The 26,741-nt window shown below is 57.5% G+C and carries 27 protein-coding genes and 1 tRNA gene; 13 read left to right on the top strand and 15 right to left on the bottom strand.

Translation table 11 applies throughout. The annotated features are described in order from the left end of the window. Position 1 precedes the first annotated feature (1 nt). Together RUM8411_RS00075 and RUM8411_RS00080 are read right to left on the bottom strand one after the other, a co-directional pair. Positions 2-928: a methylenetetrahydrofolate reductase gene (locus RUM8411_RS00075; protein WP_085820609.1), complete on the bottom strand. Its 927-nt coding sequence runs from the start codon at positions 926-928 to the stop codon at positions 2-4. Between the two features lie 26 nt (positions 929-954). After that, positions 955-1,251, bottom strand: coding sequence for a virulence factor (locus tag RUM8411_RS00080; RefSeq protein ID WP_085820610.1), 297 nt, complete (start codon positions 1,249-1,251; stop codon positions 955-957). 240 nt (positions 1,252-1,491) lie between these two features. On the opposite strand from RUM8411_RS00080, the gene RUM8411_RS00085 reads away from it, so the two are divergent. Together RUM8411_RS00085 and RUM8411_RS00090 are read left to right on the top strand one after the other, a co-directional pair. Beyond that, positions 1,492-2,604, top strand: coding sequence for a Ppx/GppA phosphatase family protein (locus tag RUM8411_RS00085; RefSeq protein WP_085820611.1), 1,113 nt, complete (start codon positions 1,492-1,494; stop codon positions 2,602-2,604). Positions 2,605-2,874: 270 nt separating this feature from the next. Continuing rightward, positions 2,875-3,591 carry an RlmE family RNA methyltransferase gene (locus RUM8411_RS00090; protein WP_085820612.1) on the top strand — a complete coding sequence of 239 codons (717 nt, stop codon included), beginning with the start codon at positions 2,875-2,877 and terminating at the stop codon, positions 3,589-3,591. A 2-nt stretch (positions 3,592-3,593) separates the two neighbouring features. On the opposite strand, the gene RUM8411_RS00095 is transcribed toward RUM8411_RS00090, so the two are convergent. The 3 genes from RUM8411_RS00095 to RUM8411_RS00105 form a co-directional block, all read right to left on the bottom strand. After that, entirely contained in the window at positions 3,594-3,782 is a 189-nt protein-coding gene (locus tag RUM8411_RS00095; protein ID WP_085820613.1) for a hypothetical protein, read from the bottom strand. Positions 3,783-3,879: 97 nt separating this feature from the next. Continuing rightward, a complete protein-coding gene (locus tag RUM8411_RS00100) occupies positions 3,880-5,781 on the bottom strand; it encodes a multiheme c-type cytochrome (protein ID WP_085820614.1) in 1,902 nt (633 codons plus the stop codon). Continuing rightward, the gene (locus tag RUM8411_RS00105) at positions 5,778-6,644 is read right to left on the bottom strand and encodes a YihY/virulence factor BrkB family protein (protein ID WP_085820615.1); all 867 of its coding nucleotides are present in this window, start codon (positions 6,642-6,644) and stop codon (positions 5,778-5,780) included. Before RUM8411_RS00105 ends, RUM8411_RS00100 begins: the two co-directional genes overlap by 4 nt. A gap of 178 nt (positions 6,645-6,822) precedes the next feature. Between RUM8411_RS00105 and RUM8411_RS00110 the strand changes: the two genes are divergently transcribed. The 4 genes from RUM8411_RS00110 (at position 6,823) to cls (ending at position 12,211) form a co-directional block, all read left to right on the top strand. Then, on the top strand, positions 6,823-7,911 hold the full coding sequence (locus tag RUM8411_RS00110; protein WP_085820616.1) for an AI-2E family transporter: 1,089 nt from the start codon (positions 6,823-6,825) through the stop codon (positions 7,909-7,911). Between the two features lie 230 nt (positions 7,912-8,141). Then, entirely contained in the window at positions 8,142-9,728 is a 1,587-nt protein-coding gene (locus RUM8411_RS00115; RefSeq protein WP_370738028.1) for an arylsulfatase, read from the top strand. A gap of 72 nt (positions 9,729-9,800) precedes the next feature. Beyond that, positions 9,801-10,775 carry an HAD family hydrolase gene (locus RUM8411_RS00120; RefSeq protein ID WP_085820617.1) on the top strand — a complete coding sequence of 325 codons (975 nt, stop codon included), beginning with the start codon at positions 9,801-9,803 and terminating at the stop codon, positions 10,773-10,775. A gap of 23 nt (positions 10,776-10,798) precedes the next feature. Further along, positions 10,799-12,211: a cardiolipin synthase gene (gene cls, locus RUM8411_RS00125; protein ID WP_085820618.1), complete on the top strand. Its 1,413-nt coding sequence runs from the start codon at positions 10,799-10,801 to the stop codon at positions 12,209-12,211. Here cls and RUM8411_RS00130 read toward each other — a convergent pair. Further along, on the bottom strand, positions 12,208-12,642 hold the full coding sequence (locus tag RUM8411_RS00130; RefSeq protein WP_085820619.1) for an ion channel: 435 nt from the start codon (positions 12,640-12,642) through the stop codon (positions 12,208-12,210). The genes cls and RUM8411_RS00130 overlap by 4 nt on opposite strands. Before the next feature lie 165 nt (positions 12,643-12,807). On the opposite strand from RUM8411_RS00130, the gene RUM8411_RS00135 reads away from it, so the two are divergent. Genes RUM8411_RS00135 through RUM8411_RS00145 form a run of 3 tightly spaced genes read left to right on the top strand, consistent with a single transcriptional unit; the run spans position 12,808 to position 16,896 of the window. Further along, on the top strand, positions 12,808-13,455 hold the full coding sequence (locus RUM8411_RS00135; RefSeq protein WP_085820620.1) for an ABC transporter ATP-binding protein: 648 nt from the start codon (positions 12,808-12,810) through the stop codon (positions 13,453-13,455). Beyond that, positions 13,452-15,866, top strand: coding sequence for an ABC transporter permease (locus RUM8411_RS00140; RefSeq protein ID WP_085820621.1), 2,415 nt, complete (start codon positions 13,452-13,454; stop codon positions 15,864-15,866). Before RUM8411_RS00135 ends, RUM8411_RS00140 begins: the two co-directional genes overlap by 4 nt. Further along, a complete protein-coding gene (locus RUM8411_RS00145) occupies positions 15,856-16,896 on the top strand; it encodes a lipocalin-like domain-containing protein (RefSeq protein ID WP_085820622.1) in 1,041 nt (346 codons plus the stop codon). Before RUM8411_RS00140 ends, RUM8411_RS00145 begins: the two co-directional genes overlap by 11 nt. 1 nt (position 16,897) lies before the next feature. Here RUM8411_RS00145 and RUM8411_RS00150 read toward each other — a convergent pair whose 3' ends face one another. From RUM8411_RS00150 to RUM8411_RS00165, 4 genes are all read right to left on the bottom strand, one after another. Next, complete coding sequence (locus tag RUM8411_RS00150) at positions 16,898-17,329, bottom strand: universal stress protein (protein ID WP_085820623.1); 432 nt, start codon at positions 17,327-17,329, stop codon at positions 16,898-16,900. Further along, positions 17,326-19,935, bottom strand: coding sequence for a TRAP transporter permease (locus tag RUM8411_RS00155; protein WP_085820624.1), 2,610 nt, complete (start codon positions 19,933-19,935; stop codon positions 17,326-17,328). Before RUM8411_RS00155 ends, RUM8411_RS00150 begins: the two co-directional genes overlap by 4 nt. A 99-nt stretch (positions 19,936-20,034) precedes the next feature. Beyond that, positions 20,035-21,003 carry a TAXI family TRAP transporter solute-binding subunit gene (locus tag RUM8411_RS00160; RefSeq protein ID WP_085820625.1) on the bottom strand — a complete coding sequence of 323 codons (969 nt, stop codon included), beginning with the start codon at positions 21,001-21,003 and terminating at the stop codon, positions 20,035-20,037. A 488-nt stretch (positions 21,004-21,491) separates the two neighbouring features. Beyond that, a tRNA-Leu gene (locus tag RUM8411_RS00165) sits at positions 21,492-21,577 on the bottom strand. Between the two features lie 144 nt (positions 21,578-21,721). Here RUM8411_RS00165 and RUM8411_RS00170 point away from each other — a divergent pair. Together RUM8411_RS00170 and RUM8411_RS00175 are read left to right on the top strand one after the other, a co-directional pair. Next, positions 21,722-22,300 carry a YqaA family protein gene (locus RUM8411_RS00170; protein ID WP_085820626.1) on the top strand — a complete coding sequence of 193 codons (579 nt, stop codon included), beginning with the start codon at positions 21,722-21,724 and terminating at the stop codon, positions 22,298-22,300. After that, positions 22,297-22,761, top strand: a complete 465-nt coding sequence (locus RUM8411_RS00175) for a disulfide bond formation protein B (protein ID WP_085820627.1) — start codon at positions 22,297-22,299, stop codon at positions 22,759-22,761. The genes RUM8411_RS00170 and RUM8411_RS00175 overlap by 4 nt, the downstream gene beginning before the upstream one ends. Before the next feature lie 3 nt (positions 22,762-22,764). Here the strand turns inward: RUM8411_RS00175 and RUM8411_RS00180 are convergent, their stop codons facing one another. Further along, positions 22,765-23,352: an HNH endonuclease gene (locus RUM8411_RS00180; protein WP_085820628.1), complete on the bottom strand. Its 588-nt coding sequence runs from the start codon at positions 23,350-23,352 to the stop codon at positions 22,765-22,767. Between the two features lie 212 nt (positions 23,353-23,564). Here RUM8411_RS00180 and RUM8411_RS00185 point away from each other — a divergent pair, with 212 nt between their 5' ends. Next, on the top strand, positions 23,565-24,170 hold the full coding sequence (locus RUM8411_RS00185) for a pseudouridine synthase (protein ID WP_085821058.1): 606 nt from the start codon (positions 23,565-23,567) through the stop codon (positions 24,168-24,170). 31 nt (positions 24,171-24,201) lie between these two features. Continuing rightward, positions 24,202-24,627, top strand: a complete 426-nt coding sequence (locus tag RUM8411_RS00190; protein WP_085820629.1) for a VOC family protein — start codon at positions 24,202-24,204, stop codon at positions 24,625-24,627. 10 nt (positions 24,628-24,637) lie between these two features. On the opposite strand, the gene RUM8411_RS00195 is transcribed toward RUM8411_RS00190, so the two are convergent. Genes RUM8411_RS00195 through RUM8411_RS00210 form a run of 4 tightly spaced genes read right to left on the bottom strand, consistent with a single transcriptional unit; the run spans position 24,638 to position 26,734 of the window. Next, entirely contained in the window at positions 24,638-24,940 is a 303-nt protein-coding gene (locus tag RUM8411_RS00195; protein WP_085820630.1) for a putative quinol monooxygenase, read from the bottom strand. Then, positions 24,934-25,437, bottom strand: a complete 504-nt coding sequence (locus RUM8411_RS00200; RefSeq protein ID WP_085820631.1) for a GNAT family N-acetyltransferase — start codon at positions 25,435-25,437, stop codon at positions 24,934-24,936. The genes RUM8411_RS00195 and RUM8411_RS00200 overlap by 7 nt, the downstream gene beginning before the upstream one ends. 2 nt (positions 25,438-25,439) lie before the next feature. Beyond that, positions 25,440-26,105 (bottom strand): alpha/beta hydrolase, encoded by a 666-nt coding sequence (locus RUM8411_RS00205; RefSeq protein ID WP_085820632.1) that lies wholly within the window; start codon positions 26,103-26,105, stop codon positions 25,440-25,442. After that, positions 26,102-26,734, bottom strand: coding sequence for a DNA-3-methyladenine glycosylase family protein (locus RUM8411_RS00210; RefSeq protein ID WP_085820633.1), 633 nt, complete (start codon positions 26,732-26,734; stop codon positions 26,102-26,104). Before RUM8411_RS00210 ends, RUM8411_RS00205 begins: the two co-directional genes overlap by 4 nt. Positions 26,735-26,741: the final 7 nt, after the last annotated feature.

The following is a 26,741-nucleotide window of genomic DNA, read 5'->3' on the forward strand; positions in this document are numbered from 1 at the left end:
CTTAGGAGTTTACAGGCTGCGCCGAAGCACCGCCGTTATTGATGGCCCAATTGGCGTTGGTCTTGATGCCGCCAAGTGGGAAGAAGTGAACGTTGGTGATGTTGAAATCCGGGTTCGCTGCCTTGTGGTTGGCCAGTTCGGTGATCACGTCGGTCGGCTCGTAGGGCAACAACAGCTTTGACACATCCATGGCGCGTTTCTGCAGCACCTTCAGCGACGGACCAACGCCACAGGCAATGGCGAATTTGATTAGCGTCTGCAGTTTGGCCGGGCCGGCGATGCCGATATGCACCGGAATGTCGATCCCGGCTTCTTTCAGGCTGTCCGCCCAGGCTATGATTGGCTTAGCGTCAAACGCGAACTGCGTGGCCAGTGCCATTTCCGCGTCGGTACTCTCGGAGAACTTCTGTTTCCAGCGCAGTGCGTTATCAACGTTCTTGGTCGAACCGTCCGGATCAATATCCTTGTTGCCCTCGGGGTGACCTGCCACATGCAGGCGCTTGAAGCCTGCCTTGTCGAACAGACCGCTTTCCAACATCTGCATCGAGCTGTCAAAATCCCCATGCGGTTTGGCCACGCCACCGGCCAGCAGCAATGCCTGATCTACACCGGCCTCACCCTGATACATGGAAATCCAGTTTTCCAGCGTGGCGGCATCGTTGATGATCCGGGCCGGGAAATGCGGCATCACCGGGTAACCCTCGGCCGCGATCCGCTTGGCGGTTTTCACCATGTCCTCGATGGGCGTGCCCTCGATATGGGCGATGTAGACGCGGGTGCCTTCGGGCAGCAGCGCGCGGAAATCCTCGACCTTTTCGGCGGTGCGCGGCATCACCTCGATCGAATAGCCCCGCAAAAAGGCTTCGACGGTCGGGTTCACCGGTCCGTTTTCGACCGCATCGCGTTTCTTGAAGTTCAGCAAAGCCATTGCGGCCTCCCATAAAGATTTGGGGCTCATGCCCAACCGTCATTAGCGATCAGCGCCTTGATGCGGTCCTGATCATATTCCGTCTCCAGACGCACGGCCTCGGCCTCGGCAATTTCGGACGGGTCGCCGTCAATTGCAAAAGGGGCAGCCTTGCGCCATTCGGCCAGATAGGCGTCACTGTCTTTGGCATTTACTTTCATTGCAGCCCGGTCGATGGCTTGCTCGAACCGCTCTTCCAATTGCCGCTTTGCGCCGCGTCGGCCTTTGCCAACGATGACTTGGGCGGGAATGTCGCGCCAGTAAACGATAGTTACGTCAGGCATCGCCTATGATTCCTCCTAACCAGATGGATCGGTTCTAGACCTCAATGTGGGCTTGCGTCGGTCGATTTTCGACACAAGGCGTATTTCCAGCGACCTTTTTGCCCCGATGGATTACCGGGCTTGTACCTTAGTCGCCGCAGAATGCGCATATCAAAATGCTCATCACTTTAATGAGCATCTTGCACGAGACAATTGCGCGACCTATGGTCGGGGTAACTTGAAATATCGGAGGGCGTTAAGATGGCGCCCAAGCGTCCCAAAGGTGCGGGCGCGCTCCCGAAGGCGGTCGAAAGCCCCGCGCCGGCAAGACCCGATCCAGATGCGTTGTATGCGGCTCTGGATTTGGGAACCAATAGCTGTCGCATGTTGATAGCCCAGCCCAAGGGTAGCGGGTTCCATGTGGTAGACAGTTTCTCGAAGTCTGTGCAATTGGGTGCAGGCTTGGAACGGACCGGACGACTGTCACGGTCTTCAATGGCGCGCACCATTCAGGCGTTGCGGATTTGCCAGCAAAAACTGAAGCGCAACAAGGTCAAACGGATGCGTCTGGTCGCAACCGAAGCCTGTCGACGCGCCCGCAACTCACGCGATTTCATTCGCCAGGTAAAGCGCGAAACCGGATTGACGCTTGAGATCATCCAGCCCGAGGAAGAAGCCCGTCTGGCCGTGATCTCTTGCGCGCCGTTGGTGTCGACCAAAACCGAACAATTGCTGGTGGTGGATATCGGCGGCGGCTCGACCGAGCTGGTGTGGATTGACATCTCATCCGTTCCGCGCCGCGACCGGCCAGCCGCGATCATGCGATTGCACAACGGATTCCATACTGCCGAAAGCCCTTTTCCGGCAGCTAAGGTGGTCGACTGGATCAGCGTTCCGCTGGGCGTTGCCACGCTGCGGGATCAGTTCAACGATGTCGAGGACGACTCGGCCCGCTTTGCCTTGATGAGCTGGTTTTTCGAAGAAAACCTAGCCGATTTTGCCCCCTATAAAGACGTGCAGGCACGCGAGGGTTTCCAGATCGTTGGCACAAGCGGCACTGTTACAACCGTGGCCGCGTCGCATCTTGGGCTGAAACGGTACGACCGGACCAAGGTGGACGGTCTGCGTATGACCAGCGATCAGATTGACAAAGTCATCCGCGGTTATCTGGAACTGGGCCCGGTGGGACGGCGTCGGGATCCACGGATCGGTGATGATCGTCAGGCCTTGATAATGTCGGGCTCGGCGATTTTGCAGGCATTACTGCGGTGCTGGCCTACGGATCGGTTATCGGTGGCCGACCGTGGACTGCGTGAGGGATTGCTCTACGCACAAATGAGCGCGAATGGCGTTTTGGAAGACGGGCCCTTCTGATGTCGGGACCCCTTGGGCTGACGTATCCCGTTCGGCAGATCGAAATCAAAAATGGTCTCGATACCTTCCGGACGCAGATTTTCGACGACACCCGCAGGTCATGACCCAGTGATAAGGGCCTATCTCAACTCGAAATCGACTTACATAGAGCCGGGACACGACAGTAGGCCTTGCTTGCGGTCAATCACTGGCGGTATCACGGGGGTGTCCGGGACCGAAACGGGCATCCGATGAACAGCCCCGAACACAATCCAGACTGAAAGCGACCCAATGGCGAAAACACCCACAGGCAAAAACACTTCTGGCCGAGGGCAACGCGACCTGAAAGTAAAGGTCAAGACCGCGCGTGGGCGCACGCTCAGTTCAACCCGCTGGCTTGAACGGCAGTTGAACGATCCTTACGTCAAGCGTGCGCAGGTGGACGGTTATCGCGGGCGAGCGGCCTATAAGATATTGGAGCTGGACGATAAGTTTCGCTTTCTTGTCCCCGGCGCTCGCGTGGTCGATTTGGGCTGTGCGCCCGGTGGCTGGTGTCAGGTCGCCGTAAAACGCGTCAACGCGCTGGGCGAACGGCCCGGCAAGCGCGTCGGCACCGTTCTGGGCATTGACCTGCAAGAGGTCGAGCCCGTTGCAGGTGCCGACACATATGTGCTGGATTTCATGGAAGATTACGCGGATCAGAAGGTGAAGGACTGGCTTGGCGGCAAGGCCGAGGTGGTAATGTCGGACATGGCAGCCTCGGCATCCGGGCACAAACAAACCGACCACTTGCGGATCATGGCCTTGTGCGAGACAGCGGCTTACTTTGCTTTTGACGTTCTGGAGGAAGGCGGGACGTTTGTCGCCAAAGTTTTGGCCGGGGGTGCTGAGGGCGACCTGCAAAAGCTACTGAAACAGAAATTCGACAAGGTGGCCAACGTAAAGCCGCCTGCGTCGCGCTCGGACAGTTCCGAAAAATTTGTGGTCGCCACCGGGTTCCGCGGCTGAGATTAGTCGTTGAAGGAAATCCGGTCCCCGGTCAAAAACTGTTCTCGCAACGAATTTTCCGCCATGCGCTGCAGTAAAAGTGCCTCACCATGGTTGATGTATTCCGGCTTTTTGGCCTGAAGATCAGCAATCCGCTGATTCAATGACAACGGGCGCTGCAGCTGCGATGTATGGATCGGTTTGTCAGACATTCGTCACCTAAGGGCATTGCGGTATTTCTGTACTGCCCTAGCGATAACCGGTAATTTTGCCAGGATAATGGCCGAAACCGGGCCAAGCCATGCCGTTTCAGGGTCCGATCTGGGTCCTCAGCTGCAGTAGCGCCGGATGCTCCGGCACCAGTTCCAATCCCTCGCGCAAGACATCTCGTGCCGCCGCGTTGCCGCGATTGATCTGGACCAGTTGCACCAGCATCGGCCAAGCCTCGGCCCGTTGCGGGTCCAGCGAGACAACCTCGCGGAACGCACGTTCGGCCGCCTGTGAGTTGCGGAAAGTCAAAGCCATACCGCCCAGCACCAGATGTGTTTCCGGAAAGTCCAGACGGTTGGCAATGGCACCCTGCCATTCTGCCATCCCCTGTCCGGCCAGCGCTTGTTGTTCGGGCGTCAGGGACTGGCCGGGAATGGACAGGAACTCTTTCGCCGCCGAAATGCGCACGTTGCGCAAAGGGTCTGATAACAAAGGCTCCAGGCGCTGCAGCCGGTCCGGCAAGTCAGCCTGACCCTGCAAAGGGATCGCATAAGCGCGCACCAGCGGGTCGGCATCCGTCAGCAACGGGGCCGTTTGGGCCGCAATGTCGGGTGACCCGAAAGGTTGCAACAGATAAGCGGCCGTCGCCCGCACGATACCTGCTGCATTTTGATCAATCGCTATCCTCAACAGATCGTCGGAGCTGGTGGCTGCGCCCATTGCCGCTGCTTGAAAAGCAGTTCCGAAATGGGGCCCGCGGTGTTGGGACGCGGGATACCAACCCTCGATCCGTTGTGCGGCCCAGGGCTGATCCTGATCTTCGTGGCAATCGGTGCACGCATCCTCACCCAGCCCAAGATCCGGGCGTGGAATGCGAAAGCTGTGGTCGCGCCGCCCATCGACGCCCATGTAAACCCGCTCGATCATGTGGCAAGATTTACACTGCGCCCCTGCACTGCCGTCCGGATGGTGGTGATGATCTGTTGTGTCATAGTTCTTGGCTGTCAGAGTCGGAAATTCCGGATTGGCGGCTGGTGAATGGCATTGTGTGCAGACACCGTTTCCCTCGGCCCGCAAATCGGTGCTGTGTGGTTCGTGGCAGTTCATGCAGCCAACACCCTGCGCATACATCTTGGATTGCAGGAACGAGCCGTAGACGTATACCTCGTCCAAAATCTGGCCGTCGGGATGGTAAGACCCTGGCCGCAGCACCGCCAGGTTATAGGCGTCATGATAGGGCGTACCGGGCAGTGGGTTGCCGTCCAGATGCGCCTCGCGCCGGGAATGGCATCCGGCGCATTGCTGGATTTCCGCCTCGGTCTGACCCCTGCCCCAGCTCATGGTGAACCCAAAGTCGTTCAAGTCGTCCGCGATGTTCTGGCCCTTGGTCCAGTCTATGTGGGCAGACCCAGGGCCATGGCATGCCTCACACCCGACTCCGATCTCGGCCTGGGTCGAGCTATAGCTGCGGGTCTGCACGTCATAGTTCTTTTCAAAACCAGTGGCGTGACATTCGGCGCAGCGCGCGTTCCAGTTCTTATATGGTCCCGTCCAGTGCAACCCGTCGTCAGGCGGCAGGTCCTGATCGGGATAGAGGTGATACCAGCGCTTGTTCTCGGTGTCCCAAACCACGTCAAAACTCTGTAACCGCCCGGGTTCGGTTTCGAACAGATATTGTTGCAGGGGTTCGATCCCGACCACGGAATGCACATCATAAAGCGTGGTTGCGCCATCTTTTTCGACTATATTTGCCTGAAGCGCGCCGCCGGTCTTGCCGAAGGTCACTGACATCCCGTCATGTTCGAACTGCGTGCCGTCAAAATCCGCCTCCACATGCCCCGCGCTCATCTGCGTCCACGCCAGTGCGTGATGCGACGTAGACCACGCCTCGGCCGCGTCTGCATGGCAATCCGTACATTGGTCCGAGCCGACGTAGCCTGGCGGTTCAGCTAAAGCGGCTAAAGGAGTGAGCAGCCATAAGGCAAATCCCAAAAGCCTCATTCAATGGGGCCTTCCGGTTCGTTCTGCAGGTCCATCAAAGCCCCGTTGTATTCGGCACCCAGGATCAAAATCGCGGCACACAGGTACAAAAAGATCAATGCTGCCATAACGCCGGCCAGGCCGGCATAAGTCGCGCTGTAAGTGGCAAACTGTGCGATATAGACCGAAAACCCCCATCCGCCAGCAGCCCAAAGAGCAAGCGTCAGCAGTACCCCCGGCAGAATCTGCCGCAACTTGTGCCGCCCCGTTGGCAGGATCAGATGCGCCACAACTACCACACCTGCGGGAACGGCAACTGTAAAGGTCCAGCGCAGGCGATCCACCGACAGCCACTCGGACACGTTCACATCCGTCTTCTCCGAAACCAGCTGGGTGTAGACAGGCAGCACCACTTCAACTGCCGCGATGATCATGATGGCGACACCTCCGACAATCACCAGCACCAAACACAACAGCCGCGTTTTCCAGAACGGCCAACTGTCATGATCGTGATAAGCTTGGTTCATTGCCTTCCGCACTGCAAGAACGCCGTTCGACGCAAAAAACACCGCTAGCAAACCGCCCAGCGTGATGACACCCGAACTGGACTCGGCAAGGACCGAGCGCAGTTCGGCCACAATCGGACCAGCGACGTCTTTTGGCCACGCGCCGAAAATCAGCTCGATCAGTTCGTTGGTTACATAGTCCTGCGATAACGATCCGGCCAAAGCCACTGTAAACAGAACAAAGGGAAAAAGGGCCAGCATAAGTGACATGGCGACGTGGCTGCTCATGACAAAGCCGTTCTTGGCGTCAAAGCGGACAACTGCCACCCAAAGCGCCTGAACCGGTCGACCGAAAGAAGGAATCACTCGCGCGCTCATCCTCGAAGTCTATCCTGCCTGTCCGCGCCACTGAACCGGCAAATCCGCGTATTGGGCAAATAAACTCATACAAACGTCTGGCCGCATTGCATAATCCTGCCCGGCTGTGCAGGATCATCCGCATATACTGATTGTTGCCGCATCCGCATAAAGGGCAGCCTCTGAAATGGGCCAACCAATGAATGTAGAAAACAACGACACTGCAAACACCGCGAAACTCCGGCTGCCGGTCGTGCGGGACGTGTCGATTGTGGCTACGCTGATGGTGCTCGGGCTCTATGCCGGGTCTGCTTTTCTTATTCCGCTGACCCTTGCTTTGTTGATCAACGTTCTGATCATAGCGCTGAGCGACCGTATCACCTCGTTGACGCGTGTGCCCGTTTGGCTGGCCAATATCGCAGGCGTCACGGTTGTTTTGGCCGGGTTGTTTGTCATCATGTATATACTGGGTAGTCAGGCGACCCAGTTTGCGCGATCCATCAATACCTATGAAGCCCAGTTCGATGGGGCCGTTAACCGCATTGCCGGGCTGATCGGCAGTGATGTGACCTCTTTCATCAGGGATAATCTGATCAGCATCGACATGTCCTATGTGGCACGGGTTTTGCTGGGAAGCGCCACGTCGCTGCTGAACCACTTCTTTCTGATCAGCCTCTACGTTGCATTCTTGATGGCCGAGCGGTTGGCGTTTCGAAAAAAGATTCAACTGGCGGCGGGCGACCCAAAAACCGGGGCCGAGTTTGCGGCCATTCTGGATGCGATAACCAACAGTCTGCAGCGCTATGTCGGGGTCAAAACCTTTATCAGCCTGATCACCGCTTGCATCAGCTATTCGGTCTTCAAAGTGCTTGGACTGGAATATGCCGAGACATGGGCCGTTCTGACCTTTGCGCTGAACTTCATCCCTTCCATCGGTTCGATCATCGCGGTCATCTTTCCGGCAATGATCGCGCTGGTTCAATTCGAAAGCGTCGGTCCATTTCTGATCATCGTACTGGGCTGCGGCACGCTGCAATTCATGATCGGAAATTTCCTGGACCCGGCCATGCTGGGGCGTTCCCTGAACATGTCCACTTTCCTTGTGATTTTGGCCCTGACATTTTGGACCACAATCTGGGGTCTGATTGGTGCTTTTCTCAGCGTACCACTGACGGTTTGCATCCTGATCGTGTTCAGCCACATACCCGCGCTACGCCCTATCGCGATCCTGATGTCGCTGGACGGACGGCTAACAGAGGATCAAAGAGCCTCTGCGGGCTCAACTTAAAGTTCCTGATTCACTTATATTATTTCGCATAACCATGTATTTAATTTTCTGTATGTGTTATGAGAACCGTCGCTGGTTTGTCTCGGGCTTTGGAACAATCGTATCCGCCTTAATCAACGACATTAGACGTGAATCAGTAGCTTACAGCGGTGCTGGCACACCGTTCTCGATTTGAAAGCGGCCCTCGATGGGCCCCAGTATTTTAGGAGCTTTCTATGTCGCAATCAGAAATGATATCAACGAAATGGATCGGCAAGATTGCCGCAGCAACCTTTGCTGCATGCCTTGCCATCCCCGCTTGGGCGCAGGAGCAAAAACCCAATATTCTTGTCATTTGGGGAGATGACATCGGTCAATCCAATATATCTGCTTACACGATGGGTATGATGGGCTACCGAACTCCCAATATCGACCGTGTCGCCGAAGAAGGCATGATCTTTACCGACTATTACGGCGAGCAATCCTGTACCGCCGGACGCTCTTCTTACATTATGGGGCAATCGGTGTTCCGTACTGGCCTGTCCAAAGTCGGCCTTCCGGGTGCGAAAGAAGGCATGCAGATCGAAGACCCAACCATCGCCGGGCTGCTGAAAGACCACGGCTATGTCACCGGCCAATTTGGCAAGAACCACCTGGGCGACCGGGATGAGCATCTGCCGACCAACCACGGATTCGACCAGTTTTTTGGCAATCTTTACCACTTGAACGCTGAAGAAGAACCCGAGCACGAGGATTACCCCGGTGACGCCGTCATGCCCGACGGACGCACTTTCCGCGAAGCCTATGGCCCGCGCGGCGTGATCCGTTCGGCCGCAGGTGGTGAGATCGAAGACACCGGTCCGCTGACCAAAAAGCGGATGGAAACAGTCGATGAAGAAACACTGGAAGCCGCAGTAGAGTTCATTCGTCAAGCCAACGAGAATGGAACGCCGTTCTATGTCTGGTGGAATGGCACCCGGATGCATTTCCGCACACATGTCAAAGACGAGATGCGCGAACAGGCGAATGATATGATCGGTGGTGCGGCGGATGAGTACACCGCTGGCATGATTGAACATGACATTCAGGTCGGCCAGCTGCTGGATCTGCTGGATGAATTGGGCATTTCGGATAACACAATCGTCCATTACTCGACCGACAACGGCCCGCATTACAACACATGGCCTGACGCTGCTTCGACTCCGTTCTGGGGTGAGAAGAACACCAACTGGGAAGGCGGTTGGCGGGTCCCTTCAATGGTGCGCTGGCCCGGCAAGATCGAGCCCGGCTCGGTCACCAATGAGATCGTCCACCACATGGACTGGTTGCCGACTTATCTGGCCGTCGCTGGTGATGCCGAGATCAAGGAAAAGCTGAAAACCGGATATTCCTCTCCAGCGATGGGCCGGGACTATAAGGTGCATCTGGATGGCTACAACATCCTGCCGCTTTTGACCGGTGAAACCGTCGACAGTCCGCGTCGTGAGATATTCTATTTCACCGACGATGGCGATCTGTCGGCACTGCGTTTCGACGATTGGAAACTGATCTTCCTCGAGCAGAAAGCCTGGGCCACGCTGCGCGCGTGGATGGAGCCGTTTACTGAACTGCGTGTGCCTATCATCATCAACCTGCGGCGTGACCCGTATGAACGTGGCTACCGCACGTCGAACACCTATTACGACTGGATGATCGACCGCGTCTATTTCCTGGTGCCTGCCCAGCAATATGTTGGCAACTTCCTCAGCACGTTCCAGGAGTACCCGCCACGCCAGAAAGCGGCCAGCTTTAGCCTGGATCAGGTGATGGAAAAACTGTCTACACCAACGTCCAACTAAGACAGACCGTTGAACGAACGCAGAGGCCGCATTTACCTGCGGCCTCTGTCCTTACCAACAAGGAAATTCATTATGCTGCGCCTTGCCTTAGCCGCCGTCATTTCAGCGACCCCTATTTGTGTATTCGCCGATCCTTTACCAAGCTGGGCGAACACCGAAACCCGCGCCCGGATCATCGACTTTGTTGGCGCCGTGACCGATCCTGAAGGCACGGATTATGTCACACCTGCAGCGCGCGTTGCGGTGTTCGACAATGACGGAACCCTGTGGTCTGAACAGCCGGTCTATTTTCAATTGACCTTCGCCCTGGACCGCCTTTCTGAGATGGCTGAGGCTGACCCCTCGATCCTGACGACCCCTACCCTAAAAGCCGCGGCGGAGGGCGATTTGCAGGCAATTGTCGACGGCGGTCATGAGGCATTGATCGAAGTGTTAAACGCGTCGCATTCCGGCGTGGATGTCCCGGATTTTCAGGCTGCGGTCGCGGATTGGCTACAAACCGCACGACACCCGGATACCGGCCTGCCCTATGATCAGATGACCTATCAGCCGATGGTCGAACTGTTGCGCTATCTGCGGGACGAAGGGTTCCGCACTTATATCGTATCAGGCGGCGGGCTCCACTTCATGCGCGTATTTGCCGAGGAAGCCTATGGCATTCCACCCGAACAGGTTTTGGGCACTTATACCGACACCACTTACGAGGTCACCAACGGCACGCCGTCGATCATTAAGGCACCCGGCATTGCCTTCATCGATGACAAAGAAGGCAAACCAATCAACATCGAACGCACCATTGGCAGGCGTCCAATTCTCGCGGCCGGGAATTCCGACGGGGATTTCGCCATGCTGGAATGGACCACGGCCGGCGATGGCCCCCGGCTTGGTGTTTTGATCCATCACACGGATGCGGAACGGGAATGGGCCTATGACCGGGAAAGCCCTATTGGAAAACTCGCCGACGGTCTGGACAAAGGTTCGGAAAATGGATGGGTCATTGTTGATATGGCGCAGGATTGGGATCGCATCTACACTGGGGCAGAATAAGAACCTCAGAGACTGGTAACCCCATGTGGACACTGCTTGTTTCCGCGTTTGCCTTGACCCTTTATGTGACGGCCGTGGTGTTTGCGATACGGGCGGCACAGACCGCGCGCACGCCGCAGGGCGCAGTTGGCTGGGTGGTCTTTCTGATCTCGGCCCCGATGTTTGCGGTGCCCCTCTATCTGTTTCTGGGGCATCACCGGTTTCAAGGCTACCGCATCGCGCGCAAACACAGCGAAACCGTGGTTGAAGGGATCAAGAGCTTTGCGGATTTCTCGAAACCCGACCCCGGATCAATGTCGATCAACCCCCGCCCCTTCGAGGCGCTGGCGCATCTGCCGGTCTCTCGCGGGAATGGCGTGGAACTGCTGATTGATGGACAAGCCACGTTCGAAGCGATTTTCGCGGCGATCGACGCGGCAAAAAACTATGTACTGATCCAGTTCTACATCGTTCGCGACGATGCGCTGGGCAAACAACTCAAAGCCAATTTGATCGCGGCTGCCTATCGTGGTGTCTCGGTGCGGTTCATGACGGATGCGGTGGGCAGCTACGGCCTGCCGACCGCCTATCTGGATGAGTTGCGCGCAGCGGGGGTCGAGATTGCCAACCCACGTGACCGCCGGGGCCCACAACACCGTTTTCAGCTGAACTACCGCAATCACCGCAAAACAGTGATTATTGACGGTGAGACCGGATTTATCGGTGGCCACAATGTGGGGGTCGAATACCTGGGCCAGGACGCGCATTTCGGCCATTGGCGCGACACCCATGTCAAGATGACCGGTCATATCGTCCGACAATTGCAATTGATCTTCACTGAAGACTGGCACTGGGCGCATGCTGAGGACCTTATTGACCAGCTGGACTGGGCCGGCACGGAATCCGAGCAAAACATGAATGCTCTGATCGTCGCAACCGGCCCTGGCGACGAGACCGAGACCGGAGCGATGATGTTCTTTGCCGCCATCGCCGAGGCGAAAGAACGGCTGTGGATCGCGTCGCCTTATTTTGTGCCGGATATCGACATCATGACGGCCCTGCAACACGCGGCCCTACGCGGCGTGGACGTGCGAATTTTAGTGCCCGAAAAGATCGACCACCGCCTGCCCTGGCTCGCAGCCTTTGCCTATTTCGACGAAATCCGGGACTGCGGCGCGCGCGTGTTCCGATACACAGATGGGTTCATGCACCAAAAGGCATTTGTGGTGGACGATACGCTGGCCGCGGTTGGTACGACCAATCTGGATAACCGTTCGTTCCGATTGAATTTCGAGGCAATGGCCTTGTTCTTTGATCCTCGGGCTGCCGGGGCAGTGGACAAGATGCTGCGCAAGGATTTCGAGTCCAGCTATGAGCTAACCCGCAACTTGCCTGATCAGCCCGCCTTTATCCGGTTCGGCTCACCGCTGGCGCGACTGTTTGCACCGATCCTCTAGGCCGACAGCTCTTCTTTGAAGACCTCGGTCATGACAGCCACCATAAAGGCCGTAGACAGACCAAACGACAACAGCCCGGTAACGGATGCAAATGCGCCAAAGATACGCAATTGCTCACCCAAAACTATGTCGCCGTAACCCAGTGTGGTGAAGGTCACCAATGAGAAATACAGCGCCGAGTTCCAATCGGGCAGCACGTCCCCCAATACCCAGACGATGGCCCACAACCAGACCTGAAAAGTGTGGATGGTCACGATGAACACCAAGGAAATACAGATTGGCGCGGCAATCGTTAGGAACTTTTTGCTTTGTTCCAAACGCAGGGACATCACCCGGATCACCTGCGTGCACCATGTTAGAAATATGATCTCAATTATAAAGCAGATGCCCAGATAAATACTGCCCCAAACAATCTGCTCAGTTAAGGTCATTAATTCTCATGTCCCGGTCTGCATTATTCGTCACACAATGGCGGTTTAGGCGAAACGGGACAACCCCACAGCAACAGCTGCGACGAATGGAAACGAATGTGCCTAGGCGCTGGACTCTGCCGCGCGGCGGCGCACATTGTTGCGAGCACAGTCCAAGGGTTTTGCATGCTTCTCAACATCGACAAAGTCCAGAAATCTTATCCGGGCGGGCGCCCCGTTTTGCGGGATGTATCATTGACCCTTGATCAGGGTCAGACGCTAGCGCTGACCGGAGAAAGCGGCAGCGGCAAAAGCACCTTGCTAAACCTCGCTGCGGCGCTGGACAGTTTGGACGGGGGCGAGATCACGCTGGACGGCACCGCGTTGTCGCCGCTGGATGATCGCGGCAGAGCCACCTTGCGGCGGCAGAGCATTTCGTTGGTGTTCCAGCAATTCAACCTGATCCCATCGTTGACGGTTGCCCAGAACCTGTCCTTTCACGCTCGGCTGACCGGGCGCGAGGACACGGGCTGGACAGCCCATCTGGCAAACCGGCTGGGCCTGTCAGAGCTGCTGCCACGTTACCCCGAGAACCTGTCAGGCGGACAGCAACAGCGCGTTGCGATAGGCCGCGCTATGGCCGCCCAACCAAAACTGCTGCTGGCGGATGAACCAACGGGCAATCTGGACGAAACAGCCAGCGCGACGGTTCTGGATCTGATGTTGTCTCTGGTGGCCGACACCGGGGCAGCATTGCTGTTGGTGACCCATTCGCAAGATATCGCCGCACGGCTGGACCGGCACGCGCATCTGACCGGTGGTCGCATCGCATGACCTGGGCTGTCACGCAGGCTCTGCTATCCCACTGGCGTCGGCACCGCCTGCAATTGGCGACGCTGCTGATTGGGATTGCGTTGGCAACCGGGCTATGGTCGGCGGTTCAGGCCATCAATGCCGAGGCACGCGCCAGCTATCAACGCGCCTCAGACCAATTGGCGCTGGGCCGCTATGATGAGCTGCGCGATCCGTCCGGTCCGATCCCTCTTGCACGCTATGTCGCACTGCGCCGCGCAGGGTGGCAAGTTGCGGCAGTGCTGGAAGGGTCCTTGCAAGTCGGTGATCGCAGAGTGCAGGTGCTAGGCGTGGACATGGTCACCTACCCGGCCCTGCCCGCCGTCACGCAGGTGGAACAAAGCGACACGCCCCCCGATCCGGCCGATATGTTGACCGCACCTGGTCGCTTATTGGCTGCGCCCGATCTTGCGCAGACCCTTGGTGTACGTTCCGATTTTCCACCGATCTTGCCGTCTGATGCGTTGCCGTCCGATCTGATCCTGACAGATATCGGCGTGGCCGAAACTCTATTGAACCAACCGGGGCAAATCTCGCGCCTGATTGTGCTGCCAGATCAACCAATGGGCATCCCTCCGCTGTCAGAAATTGCGCCGGATCTGGAGCGCATCAATGCCTCAACCCGATTGGATACGACGCAGCTGACCGACAGCTTTCACCTGAACCTGACCGCCTTTGGTCTACTGTCCTTTGCGGTTGGGTTGTTCATCGTTCACGGCACGGTTGGTCTGGCCTTTGCCCAGCGGCGCGGGATGATCCGAACCCTGCGCGCGTTGGGGGTGTCCATGCGACGTCTTGTGTGGATGATCACCGCGGAACTGACGCTGCTGGCCCTGATTGGCGGAGCGCTAGGGTTGATCCTGGGATTCTTTCTGGCCGGAGCGCTGTTGCCGGACGTCGCCGCAACACTGCGTGGTCTATACGGTGCGCCGGTTGATGGGCAGATGCGGTTGCAACCTGAATGGGTGGTGGCGGGGCTTGCGATAGCCCTGGCGGGAACGTTGCTGGCCAGCGGGCACGCCTTGCACAGACTGTCACGCATGCCCTTGCTGAGCGGTGCTGGCCTGCAGGCGTGGCGGGGTGCTGCGTCAGGCAGACGGGCGACAGCACTGATCGGTCTGGCGCTGATTGCAGGCGGGTTTGTCACGGCTTACGCGTTTGAAGGATTAGTCGCTGGATTTGCTATGGTGGCGGGTATCCTGACTGGTGCAGCCTTAGTCTTGCCCGCCCTTCTATCCTTTGCGCTGTCGCTTCTTCAGCGTGGTGCACGAGGACCAGTGACGCAATGGGTTTGGGCCGATATGCGTGCGCAATTGCCTGGTCTTTCTCTGGCGCTGATGGCCCTGTTGTTGGCACTCGCGGCGAATATCGGTGTGGGAACCATGGTATCCAGTTTTCGGCTGACCTTCACCGGATGGCTGGATCAACGCCTGACATCAGAGCTGTACGTGACGGCCGCCGACGACCAACAGGGGCAACAGATCGCACAATGGCTGGACCCGCAGGTGGATGCCGTGCTGCCAATCCGTAGCATCGAACTGGCGCATTTGTCAGGTCCGCTGTTCCTGTATGGGATTGTCGATCACCAGAGCTATCGCCAGAACTGGCCGCTTATTGCGTCCTCTGACGAGGTATGGGATCGCGTATTGGCAGGAGAAGCCGTACTGATCAACGAACAGCTTGCGCGCCGATCAAACTTGTGGCCCGGCGACGACCTGACCCTGAAACCTGACCAGACGCTGACCATTGCCGGAGTGTATTCGGATTACGGCAACCCCACCGGACAAGCCATCGTGTCCATGGCCCAACTGGACCGGATCGCGCCGGGTGCCGACACCCGACGGTTCGGCATTCGCCTTGCACCAGAGCGCGCGACCGAGATGGCCCAGGCCCTGCGCGACCAGTTTGATCTGCCGCGCCAAGCAGTGGTCCAGCAGGCCTCGATGAAGGCGCAATCACTGGCGATTTTTGACAAGACCTTTGTGGTGACCTCTGCCCTGAACATTCTGACACTTGGGGTTGCAGGGTTCGCCATTCTTACCAGCCTGCTGACCCTGTGGACCCAGCGCCTGCCGCAGATTGCGCCGGTCTGGGCGCTGGGACTGACGCGGGCGCAGCTTGCGCGGATTGAACTGTTGCGCAGTGTATTATTGGCTGCGTTGACCGCAGTTCTGGCCCTGCCCCTTGGGCTGGTTCTGGCCTGGGCTCTGCTGGCGGTAATCAATGTTCAGGCCTTTGGCTGGCGGTTGCCGATGTATCTGTTTCCCGAGGATTGGGCCTATCTGTTTGCCCTGACCCTGTTGGCCGCCTTTATCGCCGCCGCCCTCCCCGCGCTGCGATTGCTGTGCCTGCCGCCCGCTGACCTGCTGAAGGTGTTTGCCTATGAACGTTAAAGCCTTGCTTTTTGGTCTGCTCTTTCTGCTGCCCGCCCCGATGTGGGCGCAGGGTTATGCGGGTCTGGGTGGCTCGGCGGACGGGTTTGATATTCCAAAACAGGGCTATCAATTCCAGTTTCCGCGCGACCACGGCCCACATCCGAGTTTCCGGATTGAGTGGTGGTACCTGACCGCGAACCTGATCGGAGAGGACGGGCGCGACTACGGCGTTCAGTGGACCCTTTTTCGGTCTGCCCTGAAACCCACCCAGACAGACGGTTGGCAGAGCCCGCAATTGTGGATGGGACACGCGGCAGTGACGACACCAGACGCGCATTACCTGGCAGAGCGTCTGTCGCGGGGCGGAATCGGTCAGGCCGGCGTAACAGCCGCCCCCTATGAGGCCTGGATTGACGAATGGCATATGCGCGGCCCCGATCCGGACACGCTAACCCTGACCGCAAGCGGGGAAGAGTTCCACTATGATCTGTCCCTCACGGCGCTGGGGCCTTTGGTGTTTCACGGGGACGCCGGGTATTCCGTCAAGTCGGCGGACGGACAAGCCAGCCATTACTACTCACAGCCCTTTTATGATGTTGAAGGCGTGTTGTATCTTCCTGATGGCGACGTTGCAGTAACTGGTCAGGGATGGCTGGACCGGGAATGGTCCTCGCAACCTTTGGCCGAGGATCAAAGCGGGTGGGACTGGTTCTCTCTCAGCTTCGATGATGGCGACAAGCTGATGGCGTTTCGTCTGCGCGGAGGGCGCGGAGATTTCACCGCCGCCACCTGGATCAGCGCTGATGGCACCGCAACACCACTGCCTGATGGGTCAGCGTCCTTCATCCCGCTGGAAACCGCGCGCGTAGAAGGCCGCGATGTCCCTGTTACGTGGCAGGTTACCCTGCCCGACTATGATCTGGACGTCGAAGTCACAGCTCTGACCCCCAAGGCCTGGATGGCCACACGGTTTGAGTATTGGGAAGGCCCCGTCAAAGTATCCGGCAACCGGTCCGGCCGCGGATACCTTGAGATGACGGGGTATTAGATCAGCGCACGACGTAGACCGAAGCTGTAGAGTGCCGCACAACCCGCGCGGCGTTTGGCCCCAGAAGATAGTCTTTGAGGTCCGGCTTGTGCGCACCTATCACAATCAGATCGCTGCCGGCGCCTTCGGCTGTCTTCAGAATTTCCTGATAGGCAGTCCCGGTGGCGACCACATGGCGGATGTTTTCGTTCCGCTCTGCACCCAGGGTTGAGACGCACATCTCGGTCAATTTATCACTCGCCTCTGCCAGGGCTTTTTCGTGGAAATCCTGTTGGAAAAAGCCGGAAACCCAGCTTTCCCCAAAATCCGGCAGAACCGTTACCACATCCAATTGCGCACCGCCCTGATCGGCCAATGCAGCAGCTGTTTTCAGGACATTTACGTCCAAATCACCGTTGCTGATATCGACGGCACAAAGAACTGAGTTTGTCATGCGGGCACCTCTTGTCTGGCGGCACGGCCACGTTGAAGGAAAGCGATCAACCCCAGCAGGATAAACGCCGGTATAAAGATCAGCTGTTTCGGAGGTTGGCTGGACGGTAGGTTGACCGAGGTCAGACGCACCGCGTCATCGCCGTAATAGTCAAACATGTCCAGCTCATCCGCGACCGGAGTGCCAAACAGCGGCTCTTCCAGCTTGATCAAGCCATCTTCGGGCACAAGCAGTAGACCCATGGCATCGACCCGCGCCTCGCCGCCGTCCTCATCGCCGACAGTCACGACGACGGTCGTGTCCGTCATCTCAAGCGTGTCGAAATCGGGACCGCTGACGACCATGCGCACCTCAGTCCCCGGAGGCGTCTGGCCAATGGTTTCAACAAAGGCAGCGGGCTCAACTGCGGCATAGGGCGGTGAGATGCGGTCCATGAAATAGTCTGGTCGGAACAGCGCAAAGGCCACAAAGATCAGGGCAAAGCTCTCATAGATGCGGCTATGGGTCAGGAAGTAACCCATCGTTCCTGCTGTGAAGACAAGGATGGCTATGGTCGCCGATATGGCCACGATTATCCCTTCAACCCACGTGACATCGATCAACAGCAAGTCGGTATTGAAGATGAATACAAACGGCAGCGCCACGGTCCGAAGACTGTAGAAAAAGGCGATAAAGCCAGTTTTTATTGCATCCCCACCCGACACGGCGGCGGCAGCAAAACTTGCCAGACCCACGGGCGGCGTCACGTCTGCCATTATGCCAAAGTAGAAGACGAACAAGTGTACCGCGATCAGCGGCACGATCAGACCGCTTTGCGCGCCCAGTTCAACAACCACCCCGGCCATCAGCGAGCTGACAACAATGTAGTTCGCTGTTGTCGGCAGCCCCATACCCAGGATCAGGCTGAGGATACCCACCATGACCAGCATCAGGATCAAATTGCCGCCCGACAGGAACTCAACCAAGTCAGCCATGACCTGACCCACACCGGTCAAAGTCACGGTGCCAACGATCACGCCCGCAGTGGCCGTGGCCAACGCGATACCGATCATGTTGCGCGCGCCGTCGATCAGGCCTTGCCACAGGTCGGCCACGCCATCGATGAAGGTGTTATAAACATTGCTCTGACCTCTGAAGATCGCCTTAAGCGGCTTCTGCGTCAGCAGGATTACAAACAGTAACGACGTGGCCCAGAAAGCTGACAGGCCCGGCGATTTCTGTTCGATCATCAGGAAATAGACCAGAACGATGATCGGCAAAAGGTAATGCAGACCAGCTTTGTAGATGTCGGCGATGACCGGCAGCGTGACTTCCTTGGCGTTCGGATCATCCGGCTCCAGATCCGGTACCTGTGCGGCCAGAAACAGCAGCGCCATGTAAAGCGCGCAGACGATCAGGCTTAGCACCAGACCAGCAGCAGAAGGCACCCAGCTGGTGACAACATCCACCGGGAACTGAGAACCATAGCAAAGGCCCGCAAAAACCAGGAAGAAGGACAGCATCCCAACGACGGTGCGCGCCAGTTTTACGTCGCGATCGCCCAGTGTCGGCATGTTCCGCTTTACGGCTTCCAGATGCACGATATAGACCAGCGCGATATACGAGATCGCGGCAGGCAGGAAGGCGTGGGTGATCACCTCGACATACGAAATGCCGACATATTCCACCATCAGGAAAGCCGCAGCCCCCATGACCGGCGGCATGATCTGACCGTTGACCGACGAGGCTACCTCGACCGAGCCTGCCTGCTCACTGGAAAAGCCCACCCGCTTCATCAGCGGAATGGTGAACGTGCCTGTGGTGACAACGTTGGCGATGGACGAACCCGAGATCAGACCGGTTGCAGCCGAGCCGACAACTGCCGCTTTGGCGGGGCCGCCGCGCAGGTGTCCAAGCGCGCCAAACGCCATCTTGATAAAGTAGTTCCCGGCCCCGGCCTTATCCAGCAATGCGCCAAACAGGACGAACAGGAAAACGAATTTGGTCGAAACGCCCAATGCGATGCCGAACACACCCTCAGATGTGATCCACATATGGCTCATCGCCTTTTTCAGGCTAGCGCCCTTCCAGCGGATTACCTCGGGCACCCATTCAGAGGACCCGAAGAACACGTAGGCCAAGAAGATCGTCGCGATGATCGCCATCGCCGGACCAAGCGCACGGCGCGCCGCCTCGAACAGCAGGATCAAGCCACCTAGGGCGATCCACTTGTCCGTATCGTCGGCAAGGCCGCCAGCATCGACGATCTTGTCATAGAAGAAATAGCCATAAAGCGCGACAAACGCGCCCAGAATTCCCATGATCCAATCCTGGACAGGAATATAATTCCGCGGGCTGGACTTCAGCGCCGGATAGGCCGCAAAGGCCAGAAACATCGCAAAGGCCAGATGGAACTGGCGCGAGTTGTTCACCACGCTGCCGGGCAAAACATAGTTGGAAATAGGTGAGGCCAGAACCACCTGAAAGATGGACCAGATTGCCGCGACGATCGCCAGGAAGATCCCGACATTGCCAACTGGATTGCGTCCACCCGCGTCGGACGAGGCTACAAGGTCCTGTAGCTCTTCTTCGGATAGCGGACGATTGGATTGTGTGTCGGAACTCATAAAATGTCTCCCCGTCGCGGCCATTTTTGGCCTTCTAATTCACCTGTTTGATACAGGCGTTGTGCAGGGCGCCCATAGGCACCCTGCGTCAGGTCTGAATTACTGAATCCAGCCTTTTTCTTTATAGTACTTCTCGGCGCCCGGATGCAGCGGAGCCGACAGGCCGTCTGCGATCATTTCTTCGGGCTTGAGATTGGCAAAAGCCGGGTGCAGCTTTTTGAAATCATCGAAGTTTTCAAAGACCGAGCTGACAACCGCGTAAACCGCGTCATCCGACACGTCTGCCGACGTCACGAAGGTTGCACCAACACCAAAGGTCGCGGTGTCGCCGTCCGAGCCGCGATACATGCCACCGGGAATGGTCGCAGTGCGGTAGAACGAATTGTCGTCAACCAGCTTGCTAACCGCATCGCCGCTGACGTTGACCAGAACCGAGTCGCAAGCCGTGGTCGCTTCTTGAATCGAACCCGAGGGGTGGCCCACGGTATAGACCATTGCGTCGATCTGGTTGTCGCACAGAGCAGCCGACTGTTCAGCCGCCTTCAGTTCGGTCGCCAGTTCGAAATCATCGGTGGTCCAACCCATTTCGCCCAGCAGAACTTCCATGGTGCCGCGTTGACCGGAACCGGGGTTGCCGATGTTGACGCGCTTACCCTTCATGTCTTCGAAATTGGTGATGCCGGAATCGGCACGTGCAACAACGGTGAACGGCTCGGGGTGCACCGAAAAGACCGCGCGCAGGTTTTCGAACGGACCCGCTTCTTCGAATTTTGAGCTGCCGTTATAGGCATGGTACTGCCAGTCGGACTGCGCAACGCCAAACTCCAGCTCGCCTTCGCGAATGGTGTTGATGTTGTAAACCGAACCGCCAGTCGATTCGACCGAGCACCGCACGCCATGTTCTTTGCGGCCTTTGTTCACCAGACGGCAAATCGCGCCGCCCGTTGGGTAATAAACCCCGGTCACACCCCCAGTGCCGATGGTAATAAATTCTTCTGCATAAGCGGCCGGAGCCATGAGGGCGGCGGTGACCACCGCGCCGAGGCTGAGCTTGCTGCTGTTTTTCATTTTTGAGAACTCCCAATTCTTATGGTGGATGGGAGATTTGTCGGCACCCCCTCCTGGGGCCCCGCCGATACATCAAGCGCGCACGCCTTGCTAAAGGTGCAAGCGCTTGAAATTCCAAAATCTCCCAACACCTTCGACGTTTCATTCAGATACTGCACTTGTCAAGCCCCGTGCCTTGATCCAGTGCCCAAAGCTGCATATCTGACGGCAATCGAAGAAGTTTCCCCGTCAGCTTCACAGCTTCTCAGTTGGGTCGTAGCCCCTCGATTCCGGCCCAGAACCGCATGGTATGTCAGCCTCTGCAGGTCGGACTCTCAAGGAGCCTGAACGCAACTGCGGCGAAAACCGCCTGACTGACGGGGAACAAGGGAAAAAGTGAATCTCATGGCTAGGACGGCATGAATTCCCGGAATGTGGGAAATCGAGCAAACAAGAATCCAGAAAAGAAAAAACAGAGAGCAGGTTCCCCTAACTCTCTGTTTTTACTTTGGTACCCAAGGCCGGACTCGAACCGGCACGTCCGTTAGGACGGGGGATTTTGAATCCCCTGCGTCTACCATTCCGCCACTTGGGCCTCGAACATTGAATTAGCGTTCATAACCGGGAAGGTCCAGAGGCAAAAAACACCTCAAATCCAGTTTGTTTTCCGGCGGCGGTTGACGCTTTGATGGCTGCATGGTTTGGCTAGCATCCGATGAGTATGGGATTTTAACACCTTATGTTGCGTTCGCTTTATGACTGGACGATCCGTCTGGCCGAACATCCGCACGCCTTGTGGGCGCTGGCTATTGTGGCTTTTGTCGAAAGCTCGTTCTTTCCGATCCCCCCGGATGTTCTGATGATTCCGATGATCCTTGCCCGACCATCGCGGGCCTGGCTGATTGCATCGGTGGCTCTGGTCGCTTCGGTGCTGGGCGGCATGCTGGGGTACGCAATCGGTGCGTTTTTTTACGAAGGAATCGGCCAGCCGATACTGGAATCCATGGGCAAGGCGCACGCCATGGAAGAATTCAACACACGGTTCAACGATTTCGGGTTCTGGGCTGTTCTGGCTGCCGGGATCACGCCTTTCCCGTATAAAGTGATCACCATCATGTCGGGGTGGACGGGCATGCCGCTGGGCACTTTCATCGCCACATCGATTCTGGCGCGGGCCTTGCGGTTTTTCATTGTTGCCGGTCTGCTTTGGGGATTTGGTGAGCCGATCCGAGCCTTTATTGAAAAACGGCTGGGCCTTATGTTCACCTTGTTCATCATTCTGCTTTTCGGTGGATTTCTTCTGGTGCGGTACCTATGACACGCAGAAATTTACTGGTTCTCATCGCCGCTGGCGGCTCTTTGGCGTTGTTGCTTGGGGCCTGGGGTTTTCAACACCTCGGTGGACTTCCGCCCTGCAAAATGTGCATCTGGCAACGTTATCCTCATGGCGCGGCCATCCTGATCGGAGTGTTGGCGCTTGCTTTGCCTCGCCAGGTACTGCTGCCACTTCTTGGCGCCCTTGCGGCCTTAACGACCGCAGCCATTGGCGTTTTTCATGCCGGGGTCGAACAGGGTTGGTGGGAAGGCCCCACAAGCTGCACGTCCGGTGATATCGGTGGATTGTCGACGCAAGAGCTGATGGATCAAATCCTGTCTGCGCCACTGGTCCGGTGCGATGACATCCCGTGGGAACTGTTTGGCTTGTCCATGGCCGGGTGGAACGCCGTTCTTTCGGGCGTTCTGGTTCTGGTGTGGCTTACCGCGTGGCGCGCGCGCTAACGTTCAGAACTCATCCAGCTCTGCATCCCAGTAGAGAAAGTCAATCCAGCTGTCGTGCAGATGGTTCGGCGGGAACTTGCGCCCGGTATTGCGCAGTGCTTCGGCATCTGGCTGGCGCGGCGGTTTGCGCAAGTTCATTCCAGCCTGTCGCAACGATTTCGACCCTTTGCGCAGATTGCAGGGGCTGCACGCCGCCACAACGTTTTGCCAACTCGTCACGCCGCCAGCCGCGCGCGGGACAACGTGGTCAAAGGTCAGATCTCCGCGGCTGCCGCAGTACTGACAGCGAAATTCGTCCCTTAGAAATAAATTAAAGCGCGTGAAGGCCACGCGCTTTCTGGGTTTTACATAGTCTTTCAGCACCACGACCGAAGGTATTCGTATCTGTGTACTCGGGCTTCGGACAACCTCGTCATACTCGGCGACAATGTCCACCCTGTCCAACCAGGCCGCCTTGATTGCCTCTTGCCAGGGCCACAGGGACAATGGGTAGTAGGACAAAGGGCGATAGTCGGCGTTCAAAACCAATGCCGGATGATGCCTCAGCGCACCGGGTTCCCTGACAAATTCGGTCCTGAAGTCTCCGTCCATATCAGAATCGCTCCACGCTCTGCTCTGCCTTTTTTGACATCAGAGCGGAGATCATCCGCCCCGGCCTTTAGTTAACTATATATCGTGTTAAAACTCTGACAAGCCCTGAGTTTCCACAATATCTCGGGGATTGGATAAGCCCGATCCGTAACAACATCGTGACACTTATCCACAGGTTGCACCGATGTGATCGCCGGGCTATGGCGTGGTTCATGTCCTGGTTCATTCGCTTCAACAAACCGTTTGATGTTCTGCCGCAGTTCACCGACAGCGCCAACGCGGATTCTCCGCGCAGCACGCTGTCGGATTACATCGACCTGCCCGGCGTTTACCCCGCCGGGCGGCTGGATCGCGACAGCGAAGGGCTGATGATGTTGACGGATAACGGTCGGCTGCAGGCGCATATTTCCGACCCAAAGCACAAAATGACCAAGACTTATTGGGTTCAGGTCGAAGGTCTGCCCGATGCAACAGCCCTGAAGGCCCTGCAAGAAGGTGTAGACCTAAAGGATGGCATGACCCGCCCCGCCAAGGCACGGCTTATGGATGAGCCGCTGGGGTTGTGGCCCAGAACTCCTCCGATCCGGGTGCGTCAGACTATTCCTGATTGCTGGATTGAACTGACATTGCGCGAAGGACGTAATCGTCAGGTGCGCCGGATGACGGCAGCGGTGGGGCATCCGACCCTGCGTCTGATCCGGGCGCAGATCGGCGACTGGACACTGAACGGCCTAGATCCCGGCCAATGGGACAGCTTGCCCGCACCTGCATTGACAGCAGCCCCACAGCGCAAACGGGACCGTCGCCCGCGAAGGTGACAAAAACGCCACAATGTGATAGGCTTATCGCATGAAGGTCACGCCGGACATACCTGCGCCTATCGGCATTCTTGAGGCCGCGCTTTACGTCGACGATCTGGACGAGGCTGAGCGGTTTTATGGTGACGTTCTGGCGCTTGAGAAAATCCAAAGAGCATCCAATCGCCATGTGTTTTTTCGTGTAGGCGGGTCGGTTCTGTTGCTGTTCAACGCCGATGAGACGGAAAAACCGCCGGGAAATCCCGACCTACCTGTGCCGCCCCACGGCGCACGCGGACCGGGCCATGTCTGTTTGATCCTGACGCGCGCGCAGATCGACACGATGCGCAAACATCTTCTCGATTGGAACATCCCTGTTGATGCCCAGTTTGACTGGCCATCCGGGGCACGCTCACTCTATGTGCGCGACCCGGCGGGAAACTCGGTTGAATTTGCCGAAAGCCATCTTTGGGCGTGACACTCGAACCTTATCGCAGAGGTTGCTTTTCGCCACCGGCAACGCGGTAGATATCGCTGGAAGTCACGCCGACCTCGCCCAGAACAGCCTGAAAGGCCGCCATATGGGGGGCCGAAAAATGCGCCTCGAGCGCAGCCTGATCCTGCCATTCCTCATAGACGCGAAACCGGTTGGCATGGCCCAGTATCTGGCTGAATTCATAAATCAGGCAGCCGGGTTCCTTAACCGTTTCGGCGACCATCTCCTGCGCGGCTTTGGCTGCTTTTTCAACGCCCTCCACCGAGACCTCAACCGTTCCGGTTACAATCAACATGCCGCGTCCTTTCTCAGTTCAAATCGTTTTGAAATTCTATCAATCGGGGTGCCATCCCGCAGGGGCACGCCGTATGCTATGGCAAAATCCTGAAACCCCATTTTGCCATAATAGCTAAGGCCCGGAGCGTTATCAGCCCGGATAGTCGCATTCAGGGTCGTATACCCCATCGCACCCGCCATCTTGACCGTTTCCCGAAACAGAGCGCGTCCCGTGCCCTTTAAAACCGGATGTTGTCGAGCAAAAGTCGCGATATCAGCGCAATCCTGCGGTAAATTTTCGTTCACACCCAGCCATTGAAACCCGGCCACCTCGCCACGATCATCCAGCGCCACATGGCAGCAGATCTTGTCCGAACCATCAAGATATTTCTGCACAAACAGAGCCTTGGAGAACGGCAGTTCATTCGCCGTCGTGCCGCCGATTTCGATGATCTCATTCAGGATGCGGCATGAAGCCGCCACATCTTCGGACATCATCTGCCGGACAACGATCATGATTACAGGCTCAGCTTGTCGCGCATGAAGGCCAGCGCAACGCTCAGGCCATCCGGGGCGATTCCGTGCCCGGTGCCCTTCATCACATGCGCGTAGACCTCTTTGAAATCAGCCGCCTGCAGGGCTTCGGCTGCTTCGGGCAGCGATTGAGGCGGCACCACATCATCAGCATCCCCATGCACCAGAAGGATAGGCATCCGGCTGACCGTTTCGTCGGGTAACAGATCCGGTTCCAACAAGCGGCCCGAGAAGGCCACGATGCCCGCCACCGGGTCCTCGCGGCGCGGAGCGACGTGCAGGCTCATCATTGTGCCTTGCGAGAATCCAAACAGCACAACCTGTTCCGGCAACACATCTTCATCCACCATCAGGGCGTCGAGAAAGGCGTTAAAATCCTCAACCGCCATGTCCATGCCACGGCGGGCCTCTTCTTCGGACGAGCCGTCGATCCAGGGGATCGGGAACCACTGAAACCCGTTGGGCATCCCTTCGATCTGTTCGGGCGCGTCAGGGGCCACAAACAGCGTATCGGGCAAGTGTTCGCCCAGCGGGTCGGCCAGACCCAGCAAGTCTGCACCATTGGCCCCATAGCCGTGCACGAACACCACGACTGAGCGGATGTCGCCCGAAACCGGCTCTTTTCGGAGCGCATTCAAAACCCGTGTCATCTGATCCCTTCTCGTTCTTTGGCTACCCGGTAATAGGCCCACAAAACCCGGGCCGCAACCGACCGCCAGGGCGACCAGGCCTCGGCCATCTGACGCAGTTCCTTGTCAGTGGGCCGCTTGGGCAGGTCATAGAGGATGCGCGCTGCCTCTTGCAGCGCCAGATCACCGGGTGCGATCACATCCGCGCGACCCAGTGAAAACATCGCGTAAATCTCGGCCGTCCAGACACCGATACCCGACACTTCGGTCAGGATTGCAATAACTTCTTCATCAGGAACATCGCGTAAGGCACTGTAATCTATGCGTGCTGCAGCCAAGGCCCTAGCGTACCGGATTTTCTGGCGGCTCAACCCGACAGCACGCAAGTCGTCATCTGTGGCCCAAATGATCTTGCGCGGCCCGGTTAGTTTGGCCTGCTGCAAACGCTTCCAGATTGCATTGGCTGACGCGACACTGACCTGTTGGCTGACAATCGCGCTCAGAAGCTGGGCAAACCCGTCCGGCTTGCGACGCAGGGGCAAAGGCCCCGTCTGTTCCATCGCGTATGCCATTCGTGGACAGGCCTGCGCCAACCATGCCGCGCCTTCTTCGACGCAGTCAGGTGTGTCAATGATCCGTCCGACAGACATGTGCGCT

Source organism: Ruegeria meonggei, from assembly GCF_900172215.1.
Taxonomy (GTDB): Bacteria; Pseudomonadota; Alphaproteobacteria; order Rhodobacterales; family Rhodobacteraceae; genus Ruegeria; species Ruegeria meonggei.